At 74.5% G+C, this 11818-nt stretch carries 11 protein-coding genes; 8 read left to right on the forward strand and 3 right to left on the reverse strand.

The window, feature by feature from the left end; all coding sequences use genetic code 11:
* Positions 1-49 precede the first annotated feature (49 nt).
* Positions 50-895, forward strand: coding sequence for a class I SAM-dependent methyltransferase (locus tag ACQ614_RS06415; RefSeq protein WP_431677319.1), 846 nt, complete (start codon positions 50-52; stop codon positions 893-895).
* On the forward strand, positions 892-1896 hold the full coding sequence (locus ACQ614_RS06420; protein WP_431677320.1) for a polysaccharide deacetylase family protein: 1005 nt from the start codon (positions 892-894) through the stop codon (positions 1894-1896). Before ACQ614_RS06415 ends, ACQ614_RS06420 begins: the two co-directional genes overlap by 4 nt.
* Here the strand turns inward: ACQ614_RS06420 and ACQ614_RS06425 are convergent.
* The gene (locus tag ACQ614_RS06425) at positions 1872-2447 is read right to left on the reverse strand and encodes a low molecular weight phosphatase family protein (RefSeq protein WP_431677321.1); all 576 of its coding nucleotides are present in this window, start codon (positions 2445-2447) and stop codon (positions 1872-1874) included. The two genes, ACQ614_RS06420 and ACQ614_RS06425, sit on opposite strands and share 25 nt — an antisense overlap.
* Entirely contained in the window at positions 2444-3967 is a 1524-nt protein-coding gene (locus ACQ614_RS06430; RefSeq protein WP_431677323.1) for a polysaccharide biosynthesis tyrosine autokinase, read from the reverse strand. Before ACQ614_RS06430 ends, ACQ614_RS06425 begins: the two co-directional genes overlap by 4 nt.
* Before the next feature lie 49 nt (positions 3968-4016).
* Here ACQ614_RS06430 and ACQ614_RS06435 point away from each other — a divergent pair, with 49 nt between their 5' ends.
* From ACQ614_RS06435 to ACQ614_RS06460, 6 genes are read left to right on the forward strand one after another with little or no spacing between them, the layout of a single operon-like run.
* Positions 4017-5399, forward strand: a complete 1383-nt coding sequence (locus ACQ614_RS06435; RefSeq protein WP_431677324.1) for an O-antigen ligase family protein — start codon at positions 4017-4019, stop codon at positions 5397-5399.
* 30 nt (positions 5400-5429) lie between these two features.
* Positions 5430-6149, forward strand: coding sequence for an FkbM family methyltransferase (locus ACQ614_RS06440; protein WP_431677326.1), 720 nt, complete (start codon positions 5430-5432; stop codon positions 6147-6149).
* Positions 6150-6207: 58 nt separating this feature from the next.
* Positions 6208-7086, forward strand: coding sequence for a glycosyltransferase family 2 protein (locus ACQ614_RS06445; RefSeq protein WP_431677328.1), 879 nt, complete (start codon positions 6208-6210; stop codon positions 7084-7086).
* 1 nt (position 7087) lies between these two features.
* Positions 7088-8389 carry a hypothetical protein gene (locus ACQ614_RS06450; protein WP_431677330.1) on the forward strand — a complete coding sequence of 434 codons (1302 nt, stop codon included), beginning with the start codon at positions 7088-7090 and terminating at the stop codon, positions 8387-8389.
* Positions 8386-9861, forward strand: coding sequence for an oligosaccharide flippase family protein (locus ACQ614_RS06455; RefSeq protein ID WP_431677331.1), 1476 nt, complete (start codon positions 8386-8388; stop codon positions 9859-9861). Before ACQ614_RS06450 ends, ACQ614_RS06455 begins: the two co-directional genes overlap by 4 nt.
* Before the next feature lie 15 nt (positions 9862-9876).
* Entirely contained in the window at positions 9877-11034 is a 1158-nt protein-coding gene (locus ACQ614_RS06460) for a glycosyltransferase family 4 protein (RefSeq protein WP_431677332.1), read from the forward strand.
* A 49-nt stretch (positions 11035-11083) separates the two neighbouring features.
* Here ACQ614_RS06460 and ACQ614_RS06465 read toward each other — a convergent pair whose 3' ends face one another.
* Positions 11084-11731, reverse strand: coding sequence for a class I SAM-dependent methyltransferase (locus ACQ614_RS06465; protein WP_431677333.1), 648 nt, complete (start codon positions 11729-11731; stop codon positions 11084-11086).
* Positions 11732-11818 lie beyond the last annotated feature (87 nt).

Below are 11818 nucleotides of genomic sequence, written 5' to 3' on the forward strand. Positions count from 1 at the left end.
GATGTCAGAGGCCCGCCACTCGCACGGGAAAGACACATTAGGAGCAGTCATGCAGCACACTGCGCTGACCCGGCGGATCGCGGCCAGCCCGCTGGCCCCCCTGGCCACGTTCCCGATCCGGCTGGCGGCCGTGGCCCGCCACAACGCCCAGGCCGTGAAGCAGTCCGCGTCCTGGCTCGTCCGCTCGCGCGAGCACGTGCACTACACCTACGACCTCGAGCCGCTCAACCTCGAGCACCTCTCCTGGTTCGTCGCCACGGCGACGGGCAGCCCGGTAGAGGAGATCCGCGGCTACCTGGCCGAGGTGCAGGAGGACGAGCAGCTGCGTCGGGTCGTCGCCGCGCGCCTGGCACGGAGCGAGCGGAACGCCACCACCGACCCGGTGGTCCGCTACGGCCGCCGGATCGGCTGGTACGCCTTCGTCCGGGCGCTGCGGCCGGAGTTCGTGGTCGAGACCGGCACCAACCGGGGCCTGGGCAGCGCGGTGATCGCGGCGGCTCTGCTCAGGAACGGCAGCGGCCGGCTGGCCACCGTGGACATCGACGACCGTGCGGGCGAGCTGATCGTGCCCCCGTACGACAAGGTGGTCGACCATGTGATCGGCGACTCGCTGGAGTTCCTGGCCGGCCCGGTCGTGCGGCAGCACCCGATCGACCTGCTGTTCGTGGACACCGGCTGGACGCCGGAGCACGAGCGGGCCGAGCTCGCCGCCGCGACGCCGCTGCTGTCCCCGGGCGCCGTGGTGCTCGCGACGAAGACGTACTGCTGGAGCGAGCTGCCCCGCTGGGCCGAGGAGCAGCGGCGGGAGTTCCTGCACTTCAGCGAGAAGCCCCGTGACCACTGGTACCGGGGCGTCGGCATCGGGGTCTCGTTCCCGGCCCTGGTCCGCGCGTGAACCCGGCGGTCCGGGCGCGGCTGGTCGGCTGGTACCTGCGCTGGGACGCGTGGCAGGGCGCCGACCGCGCCCTGCGGCGCTCGCCCTTCCAGGCGTGGTTCCGCCGCCGCTCGGCCGGCCGGCTCGCCGTCCTCGGCTACCACGGGGTCGAGGACGCGGCGGCGTTCGGGGCGCATCTCGACCTGCTGCAGCGCCGCTTCGTCCCGGTCTCGCTGGAGCAGGTCGAGGCGGCGGTGCACGGCGGCCGGCCGCTGCCGCCGCGCAGCGTGCTCGTCACCTTCGACGACGGCGACCACAGCGTGCACAGCCGGGGCCTTCCGATGCTGGCCGCCCGGGGCATCCCCGCGGTGTGCTTCGTCATCCCGGGGCTGGTCGGCACCGACACGCCGTTCTGGTGGGAGGAGGTCGAGCACCTGGTCCGGCACGGCGCGCGGACCGACCGCCTTCCGCCGGCCGCGCCGGAGGCCACCGCCCACACGCTGAAGCTGCTCCCGGAGGGCGAGCGCCGGCTCGCCCTGGCCGAGCTGCGGGCCACTGCCGCCGTGCCCGCGCCGCGCCGGCGCCAGCTCAGCGGCGGCGAGCTGCGGGAGCTGGAGGCGGCCGGGGTCGTCATCGGCAACCACACCCTGACCCACCCCTGCCTCGACCGCTGCGACGACGAGCAGGTCCGGACGGAGGTGCTGGAGGCGCACCGGCAGCTGACGGACCTGCTCGGCCGCCCGCCCGCCGCCTTCGCCTACCCCAACGGGAACACCGACGAGCGGGTGCACCGCATCCTCCAGCAGGCCGGCTACCGCACCGGGTTCCTCTACAACCACCGGCTGGCGGACCCGTCGGCCCTGCACCCGCTGCGGATCGACCGGCTGGTGGTCTCCACCCGCACCAGTACGGACCGGCTGGAGACCATCCTCTCCGGCTTCCATCCCGCCCTGTTCCGGGCGGGACGGGCGCTGGCGCGCACCGCCGCCCGGGCGGGTCAGTCGCTCAGCGGCAGGCCCTGACGGATCATCAGCGCGGCGGCGGCCCGGCGCACGGCCCGGTCGATCCGCGCGGCGCACGTCCGCAGCTCCTCCACCGGACGGCCGTCCGGGTCCGCGATGTCGTCGGCCCCTTCCGCGACCGGAGGAGTGCGGCCCCGCAGTGCGGCCGCCCGCGCCACCACGGCGCGGGGGCCGCCCTCCGGCTCCTCCGGACCCGCCGCGTCGGCGAGGCGGACGAACTCCTCCAGCGCGAAGCAGCGCCGCAGCGCCACGGGGTGCAGGCGCACCGCCGCGTCGCGGTGCTCCCGGGCGAGGCCCAGCACCAGGTCCGCCGAGGCGACCAGGCCCGCGGTCAGCCGCCTGGTCGCGAATGCGTCGGCCGTGCCGCCCAGTTCCTCCAGGACGGCGGCCGTGCTCGGCGGCACCGGCAGGCCGGGGCGCGCCAGCGTCCCGGCACTGCCGACCCGGACGCCGCCGTCGGACGGGCCGGTGTGCGCGGCGAACAGCCGCTCCCCGATCGGGGAGCGGTAGAGGTTGCCGGTGCAGACGAACAGCACCTCGAAGCGGGTCACTTGGCGGCCTTCACCGCATCGGCCGCGGTGTCCTCGCCGAGCTTCCTGGGCGCCACCAGCAGGTCGCCCGCGACCTGCTCGCCGTACCCGTAGCCGTACCCGTACCCGTAGCCCTCGTTCTGCAGCTTGGCCATGCTCAGGACGCCGCCGAGGACGGGCGCGCCGACCGAGCGCAGGGACTCGACGGCCGCCTGCACCCGTTCCCCGGGCGTGCGGCCGGCCCGTACGACGAAGACCGCGCCGTCGACGGCGTGGGCCAGCCCCACCGTGTCGGCGACGGGCAGCAGGGGTGCGCTGTCCACGATGACGGTGTCGAAGTCCCGGGCGAGGTCGGCGAGGACCTGTCCCATCCGGTCGGAGGCGAGGAGTTCCGCCGGGTTGGGCGGGACGGGCCCGGAGGTGAGCACCTTCAGGCCGGCGTCGCCCCACTCCTGCAGCACCTCTCCGACGGCCGCCTGGCCGATCAGCACGCTGGTCAGGCCGGCGTCCTGGACGAGTCCGAAGGTCTTGGCGACGCACGGGTTGCGCAGGTCGGCGTCGACCAGGCAGATCCGGCCGCCCGTCTCGCAGAGGGAGAGCGCGAGGTTCGCGGCGGTGTTGGTCTTCCCTTCGCCCGGCAGCGGGCTGGTCACCATGATCACCCGGGGCTTGCGGTCCACCTGGGCGAACTGCAGGTTCGTCCGCACCAGCCGGAAGGCCTCGGCCCGTGCACTGTGGGCGACCGGGCCGACGGCGAGCGGGTTGTCCGGCGCGGCCTTGTCGAAGGGCACGGACCCGAGCACCGGCAGCCCGGTGGCGTTGCCGAGCGCGTGGGCGGTGCGCAGCGTGGTGTCGAGGGTCTCCCGCAGCAGAGCGAGGCCGACACCGGCCAGCAGGCCGGCGAGCAGGCCGGCCGCGGCGTTGAGCACGGGCTTCGGGGAGAGCGGCGCGCCGGGTGTCCCGGCCGTCCGGGTGATGCCGATGTGGACGGGGGCGGTGCCCTGCCCGGGCGGTGTCTCCAGGCTGACGATCTGTCGGCCGGCCTCCTCGGCCACGCCGTTCGCGATCCGCGCGGCCTGCACCGGGTCGGTGTCGGTGACGGTGATGTCGATGAGCACCGTGTTCAGCTTGGCGTTGGCGGAAATGCGCCCGGACAGTTCGTTCGCCGTTGTCTTCAGCCGCAGCTTCTTGACGACGGGGCCGGTGATGCGGGGGCTCGAGATGATGTCGGCATAGGACTGGACCCGCGCCTGGGAGAACGCGCTGCCCTGGTTGAGTTCCGAGATGTCGCTGGTGGCGCGGGTAGAGACGAAGATCTGGCTGCTCGCCTGGTACTGCGGCGTGGAGACGGCCGTCACGGCGATCCCGGCGCCGAGGCCTGCCAGCGCCAGGAGCGTGACGGACAGCCAGCGTCGCGCCATGGTCCTGAAAAATCCACGCAGATCCAACGTGCACCCCTTCGGGTTGTTCCGGTCGTGGCATCCGGGGCGGCCCGGACTCTGCACCAAGGCATGAGATATCCCCTTAGGGAGCTTAAACACTTTTGACCGTATTTCGGGTCAGCCGCTCTCACCCTGTCGAGGAGTGTCTGTGCGCCGCAGCACCACCACCGTGGCCCCCCGCCTGGCAGCAGTCGCCTCGTGGGCGGTCGCCCTGGGCCCGGCCTTCTTCGCCGTCGTGCTGTCGCCGCGCAGCTCCACGGACTCCGGCGCCCCACCGGGATGGGACCTCCCGTCCGTCCAGGAGGGCCAGGCCGCCTGGCAGTTGCAGCTCGGCATGGTCTACGTGCTCGGCACCATGGCGCTGCTCGCCGGCGTGCTGCTGTGCGCCCTGGCCGGGCCCCGCCGGCCCGGCGGTCCCGTCGGTCCGGCCCTGGTCGCAGCGGCGGTCGGCATGTACGCCGGCCCGGTACTGTCCGCCCTGTTCGGAGGACACGGCGGCGCGGACGACTGGCGGCTCTACCTCGCCCCGCTGGCCGTCGCGGCCCTGTACGCGGCGCCGCCGATCCGGCCCGCCGCGATGCTGCGCCGGCTGCGGGCGATGCTGCGGGTCTACACCTGGGGCAGCCTGGGCGCGCTGGCCGTCGCGCCGGACTGGGCGCTGGCCGCAAGCCCCATCGTGAACTTCCGGCTGCCCGGGCTCGGCTCCTCGCGCCTGGTCGGCGTCACCACGCATCCGATCCTGCTGGGTGTCATCGCCTCGGTGGCCCTCGCCGTGGAGCTGGCGCCGCTGTACCGCGGCCGGCTGTGGCCGCTGCACGGCGCCGCGGCGGCGGCCGTCCTGGTCCTGGCCCAGTCCCGTACCGCGTGGCTGGCGGCGCCGCTGGGCCTGCTCTTCCTGTACCGCCGCGGGGTGCAGGACCGCGTCCACCCGCTGCTGCGCCGGGGGCTGGTGCTGGGCATCGCGGCCTGCGGGGCCGTCCTCGTGCCGGCCCTGGTGAAGGGGGCCGGGCAGGTGCTGTCGGACCGCGAGGTCAGCACCCTGCACGGGCGGACGGCGGTCTGGGACATGGCGATGAGCGCCTTCCGCTCGGACGTCCTGCTCGGCTACGGCCCCACGCTGTTCACCGACCGCTCCTCCCCCGTCCAGGGCGTCTACTCCCATGCCCACAGCCAGCTGCACCAGACGCTCGCCACCTCCGGGCTGGTCGGCGCCGTCGGCCTGCTGCTGTTCGCGGTGGCGTTGGTGGCGGCCGCCGCCCGCACCGCGCGTGCCGGTGCCGGACTGCCCTGGGCGCTGCTGGCCATCACCGTGGCCACCTGTGTGACCGAGGCGCCGCTGCGCGGCGTCGACTTCAGCCCGTTCCTGCTGCTGGTCCTGGTGCTCGTCGCCGTGCTGCTCGCCTGCTCTCCCGGATCACCCGCATCGCTGCCCGGCCGGCGGCAGCCCGGCCCCGGCGAGGGCCCGGCCCTGCACGGCGCGGGCGCGGCACCGCCTGCGACACTCGCCGACGGAGCCGCGCCAATGAACTGATGCTCCGCCACTTCCTGCGAAGCTGGCGCGATGACCCTGCTGCACAGCGCGCGGAGCGCCGTCCGACGACTGGGCCTCGACGTTGCGCGCTACCCCGACGACTGCCCCGACCACCCGGTCGCCCGCCTGCTGCGCCACCACGGCGTGGACGTCGTCCTCGACGTCGGCGCGCACACCGGGCACTATGCCTCCCGGCTGCGCGTCTGCGGCTACCGCGGACGGATCACCTCCTTCGAACCGATCGGCGAACTCCACCGGCAGCTGCTCCGGCGGGCGGCCGGCGATCCGCGCTGGAACGCCGTGCGGTGCGCGCTCGGGGAGCGGCCCGGCACCGCGGCGATCAACGTCGCGGGCAACGCCGGCGCGAGCAGCTCGCTGCTGCCGATGCTGGGGCTGCACGCCGAGGCCGCGCCGGAGAGTGCGTACGTCCGGACGGAGGACGTCGAGGTGCAGCGCCTCGACGCGCTGTGGCCGAACCTCGTGGCCGAGGGCGAGCGGGCCTTCCTCAAGCTGGACGTCCAGGGCTTCGAACGGCAGGTGCTGGCCGGGGCCGGGGAGCGCATCGCCGACTGTGCGGGGCTGCAGCTGGAGATGTCCCTGGTGCCGCTGTACGCCGGCGGGATGCTCTACCGGGAGGCCCTGGACTGGGCCCGGGACCGGGGCTTCGCCCTGATGCACGTCCTGCCCGGGTTCAGCGACGGCCGAACGGGTCGGATGTACCAGTGCGACGCGGTGCTGTTCCGCGAATAGCGCGACACCTCGGAGTGTCGGCGGGACGCGGGGGCACCCGGTGGCCCATGTTCGTCCTGTGGAACAACTCCGTATCGCGGTGCTGATGACCTGTCACAACCGTGCCCCGAAGACGCTGGCCGCGCTCGCCTCGCTGCGCAACCAGCGCGGCCTGCCGGCGGGGACGGTCCTGTCCGTCCACCTCGTGGACGCCGGCAGCACCGACGGCACGGCCCGGGCGGTCGCGGAGAACTTCCCCGAGGTCGAAGTGGTGACGGTCGGCCAGGACGTCTTCTGGGGCGAGGGGATGCGGACCGCCAGCCGGTGCAGCGCCCGCGGCGGCCTGCCGCCCTGGGACCACCAGCTGTGGCTCAACGACGACGTGCAGCTCACCGCCGACGCGCTCGCCGACCTCCTCGCCACCGCCGAGCAGGTCGGCGACGGGGCCGTGGTCGTGGGCGCGCTGCATTCCACGGACGGGGCCCGCACCACCTACTCCGGCCGGCGGCGGACCCTGCCCCGCTGGCACCCGCGCTCGCACGCCTTCTCGCTCGTCGACCCCACCGGGGCGCCCGAGCCCTGCGACACCTGCAACGGCAACGTGGTGCTCGTCCCGCGCAGCGTGCGCGAGCGGCTCGGCGACATCGACCGCAGGTTCCGGCACTCGATGGGCGACTTCGACTACGGCCTCAGGGCCCGGCGGGCCGGAATCCCGCTCTGGGTCACCCCGCGGTACGTCGGCGCCTGCGACACCAACCCGCCGCTGAGCGGCTCCCGGGAGCCCGGCATCGGGATCCGCGAGGCACTGCGACGGGTGGTCTCGCAGCGCGAGCTGCCGCCCGCGCAGTGGTGGGCCTTCTGCCACCGGCACCTGTGGCCGTGGGCGCCCCTGCTGATGGTCGCGCCCTACGCGCGGACGACGCTGGCCGCGGCCCTGGACCGCGCCCGGCGGGCCTGACGTGCTCGCCGGGTTCACCGCGCAGAGCGCACTCCTGGCGGCGGCGGCCCTCACCACGGCCGTCGCCGTGGTGCTGCTCTTCGTCCGTTCCGCCGCCTTCGGCGTCTGCACGCTGGCCGGCGGCCAGGCCTGGCTGGTGCTGGCGCGGGGCCAGGTGCCGGTGGTGAGTGCGGGGATCAGCCTCTACCCGCTGGACCTGCTGACCGTGTGCGCCGGGATCGCCGCCGTCGTCTCCGTGGTGCGCCGCCCGATCAGGCCGGCCCCGGGCCACGTCGCCCTGGCAGTGCTGGGCCTGCTGGTGTCGGCGTCCGTCGTCAGCGGGATGGCGGCGTACGGAGTCGAGGGAGCCGGGAACGAGGCCCGGGTGTACTTCCTCCACGCACTCGGAGCGGCCTGCTACACCGCCACCGTGCGGTCGGACAGGTCGCTGGACCGGCTGGTCGTCCGGCTGTGGGCGGTCCTGGCCTGCGTCTACTGCCTGGCCGCGGTGTTCTGGTGGAGCCGGCTGGGGATCGGCAGCAACTCCACCTCCGTCCTGGTCGACGGCCGGATGGTCAACTCCCGCCCGGTGGACGCCGCTTCGGCCCTGGTCGTGGCGCAGGCGGCGGTCATGCTGCTGTGCAACCCGCTCGGCTCGCCCGGGGGCCGGCTGCTGGCCGGCCTGCTGCTGCCGGTCGTGGTGCTGCTGCAGCACCGCACCGTGTGGTTCGCCGCGCTCGTGATGGTGGCCGGCTGGCTGCTGTTCCGTCCCGCGAGGGCGGGGCTCAGGGCGGCCGGGATCACCCTGGCGGTGCTGCTCGCCGCGACCGCCCTGCTGCTCCTGTCGCTCTCGCCCGGCGCCGGCCTGACCCGCAACCTGGCCTCCTCGGCCACCAACGAAGACACCCTGGAGTGGCGCATCGACAGCTCGAACCTGCTCGTCGGCCGGCTGAACGGCGTGACGGACTGGCTGTTCGGCCTGCCCTTCGGCTCCGGATTCGACCGGCTGCTGTACGGACACGTCGTCGAGAGCCAGCCGCACAACTTCTACCTGCACCTGCTGCTCAGGGTCGGCCTGGTGGGGCTCTGCGCCGCCGTCTGGCTCGTCCTCGCCGTGCTGCACCGCACCACGTACCGCACCCCGATGGGGCTGGCGATGTGGCTGTCCGTGGCCGGCATGGCCTGCTTCTGCATGGCGTACGCCATGCCCTTCGAGCAGAGCCTGCTGATCGGCCTGCTGCTGAGAGGGCCGACGGCGCCGCGCACCCTACGGCGGTCCGCATCGGCGGGACGGTCCCTGCGTCTCCGGGCGGCCGCCGCATGAGCACCGTCCGCGCCGTCCCCGAGGCCCGCAGCGCACTCGCGGCCCTGGTCTGGAACTACGGCGGCGCCGCCGCCAACACCGTGCTGCAGATCGTCTACACCGCCTACACCGCGCGCACCGTGCTGAGCAGCGCGTACGGCGCGCAGGCCACCGCGCTGGGCGTCCTCCAGGTCCTGACGCTCTTCTCCAACGCCGGACTGGCCACCTACCTGCTGCGGAGCGAGGACCTCACGCGTCAGGCGCTGCGCACCGCCCGGCGGATCTCCGCCGTCACCGGAGCGCTGAGCTGCCTGGCCGTGCAGGTCACCGCAGGCCCGTGCGCCGCGCTGTGGCACCTCCCGCTGATGGAGCCTCTGCTGCGCATCCTGGGCCTGCAGTTCCTCGTCCTGCCGTCCGCGGCGGTCGCCACGGCGGCGCTCCGCCGGTGCGGGCTGGCCCGGGCGTCCGTGGCGGCCGACCTCGGCGGCCAGCTGGGCGGGATGGTCACCGGCGCGCTGCTGCTCGGCCTCGGCTGGAATCCGTACGGGATGGCCGCGGCGTTCCCGGCGGCCTCCGCCTGCACGCTGCTCGTCGCCACCGCCCGGCTGGCCCGGGCGGACCTCCCGGACGGACCGGACGTCCCGGCCCGGTCGATGATCGGGCTCTCGGGCACGTTCACCGGCTACGGCCTGGTGCAGACGGCGGCCCTGCAGTCCCCGCTCTGGCTGACCGCCCGGCTGCTCGGCCCTGCCGCGGCCGGCCAGTTCTCCCGGGCCTCGCTGACCGTCGCGATCCCGCTGAACCTGCTGTGCCAGAGCCTGCACCACGCGGCGACGCCCGTCCTGGCCCGGGCCCACGGCCAGGGGCTGCCGCTGGCGCCGAAAGTACGGGACATGCTCAGCGCCGCTTCCGGCCTGGCGTTCATCCCGTTCGGCGCCGCTGCCGGCCTCGGCCCGTCCGCCCTCGCGGTGCTCCTGGGCCCCGGCTGGGAGACCGCCTCCGAGCTGGTACCGCTGCTGGCCCTGAACGCCGCCCTCTACTTCCTCTGCTCGATCGGCTACGCCATCGACGAGGTCCGCAAGGCGCTGCGCGGACTGCTGGTCGTCCAGACCGCCGTCGCCCTGTCCGTCCTCCTCGCCGTCGGCGCCGCCACCTGGATGCGCAGCCTCGCGCTCGTCCCCGCCGCCATGGCCGTCGGCCCCGCCGTCGGGCACGCCCTCCAGCTGGCCGGCTGGCACCGGGCGGGCCTGGTCGAGGTGCCGGCCGTCCTGCGTGCGCACCTGGTCCATGCGGTGATCGGCTGCTCGCTCTTCCTGGCGGCGCACACCGGCGCGCGGTACGGGCACACCGCGCCGGGCTCCACCGCACTCGGGCTGCTCGCCCTGCTCCCCGTCACCGCCTGCTGGCTCCTCGTGCGCCGGAACGTGCCCGTCTTCGCCATGGCCGCGTCGCACGGCCTGCTCCCCCGACCTGCCCGCACCGGCCGCCTCTGAGGTGGAAGGACCACCATGCACATCGGGTTCACCGGACCGATCTCGCTCGCCCCGCTCGCCGACCGCCTCGGCTGCCGACCGCCGACCACCTACGCCGTGCCGTACACCGGCCTGCTCGCCGGCACCTGGCTCGACCAGGGCCACCGGGTCACCGTGTACGCGCTCGGCGCGGTCGAGCGGCCCTGGGTCCGCACATCGGGCCCGCTGACCGTCGTCGTGGTGCCCATGCGGGCGCACGCCCGGCACTACCTGCGCGACTTCTTCCGGGTCGAACGGGAGGCCCTCGTCCGCGAGATGCACGCCCGGCCCGCCGACGTGATCAGCGCCCACTGGACGTACGAGTTCGCCCTCGCCGCGGCCCGCAGCGGGATGCCCGCCTTCGTCACCGCCCACGACGCCCCGCTGCGCTGTGCCTGGGAGGAGGGCCTCAGCCCGTACCGCTGGCTGCGCAACACCCTTGCCGTGCCCGCCGTCCACCGGGCCACCGCGCTGAGCGGCGTCAGCCCGTACACGGCCCGGCACCTGCGGCGGGTCCTGCGGGCACCCGTGCCCGTCCGGGTCATCCCCAACGGCGTCCGGCTCGCCGGCATGCCGAGCGCGCCTCCCCCTGCGGCCACCGCCGCACCGGTCTTCGCCACCGTCCTCAACGGCTGGGGCCCGCTGAAGAACGGCCAGGCCGCGCTCCGGGCCTTCGGCCTGACCCGGAGCCGCCTTCCGGCCGCCCGGCTGCTGATGTTCGGCGAGGGGTTCCAGCCGGACGGCACCGCCGCCGCCTGGGCGGCGGGCCAGGGCCTCACGGAGGGAGTGGAGTTCGTCGGCCCGACCGGCCACGGCGAGCTGCTCGAGCGCCTCGCCGCGGAGGCGACCGCCCTGGTCCATCCCTCGCGGCTGGAGGCCTGCCCGATGATCCTCCTGGAGGCCATGGCCGTCGGGGTCCCGGTCCTCGCCGGTCGCCGCAGCGGCGCGGTGCCCTGGGTCCTCGACGAGGGACGGGCCGGCGTCCTGGTCGACATCGACTCCCCCCGGGAGATCGCGGACGCCATGGTGGAACTCGGCCGCAGCACCGCCCTGCGGACCCGGCTGGCCGCCGCCGGCCGCAGCCGGGTGCACCGGCACTTCGACCTCGACACGGTCGCCGACACCTACACCCGCTGGTTCCGGACGGCCGCCTGACCCGGCTCGGGCCGACCATAAGGGGCGCGTGGCGACGCCACAGCGCCCCTTATGCCCGGGCCACCAGTGACTTGGGCAGGCCCGCGAAGCGCTCGAACCAGATGTGCGAGTCGGGGAAGTACGACCGCATCTCGGTGGCCGACAGCAGCTCGACCTCGGCAACGTCCGTCACCGCCTGGGCGGGGCCGTCGGACCGGATGTGCCCGTGCGGCCAGTGCTGGGAGATCGCGACCCTCACACGGAACGGCAGGAACTGCATGCCGGGGAACACCCAGTGCGGCTCGATCGGGAAGTAGCGGTACGGGGTCTGCACCCAGTGGTGGCCCGCCCGGGTCTGCACCGCCTCGGCGAACCGCTGCCGGCGGCTGTGCCCGCCGACGTGCTCCACCAGCGAGTTGGAGTACACCAGGTCGAAGCGCTCGTGCGCCAGGGACGGCGGCAGCTCGCAGGCGTCGGCGACCACCGCCGTCAGGCCGGGCTCGCCGTGCCGTGCGGTGGCCGGGTCCAGATTGACCGTCACCACGTGGGCCGGGCGGCAGGGTGCCGCTCGCCAGGAGTCGGGGGTGCCGCCGAGGTCGAGCACCCGCATCTCGGCGAGGTCCGGGAAGCAGCGGAGGAGTTCCGTCCAGCGGCGGGCGCGTGCCGCGTGCGAGAGCGAGCCGGGCTTGTCCGGATCGGCGATCATCGTCTTCAGCATCCCGGTCTCCGTTCCTCGGTGGGCCGGGCCAAGTCTGGCGCGCCGCACCCGGGCCGCCGCTCCATTGCTCCAACGGTGGCATGTCTG

This window comes from Kitasatospora dryopteridis (assembly GCF_050749075.1).
Taxonomy (GTDB): Bacteria; Actinomycetota; Actinomycetes; order Streptomycetales; family Streptomycetaceae; genus Kitasatospora.

What these genes read in the sequence shown, in the direction of transcription:
- ACQ614_RS06455 (WP_431677331.1), top strand. Translation starts at nt 8,386, where the DNA reads ATGAGCACCGTCCGCGCCGTCCCCGAGGCCCGCAGCGCACTCGCGGCC.
- ACQ614_RS06460 (WP_431677332.1), top strand. Translation starts at nt 9,877, where the DNA reads ATGCACATCGGGTTCACCGGACCGATCTCGCTCGCCCCGCTCGCCGAC.
- ACQ614_RS06465 (WP_431677333.1), bottom strand. Translation starts at nt 11,731, where the DNA reads ATGCTGAAGACGATGATCGCCGATCCGGACAAGCCCGGCTCGCTCTCG.
- ACQ614_RS06415 (WP_431677319.1), top strand. Translation starts at nt 50, where the DNA reads ATGCAGCACACTGCGCTGACCCGGCGGATCGCGGCCAGCCCGCTGGCC.
- ACQ614_RS06440 (WP_431677326.1), top strand. Translation starts at nt 5,430, where the DNA reads ATGACCCTGCTGCACAGCGCGCGGAGCGCCGTCCGACGACTGGGCCTC.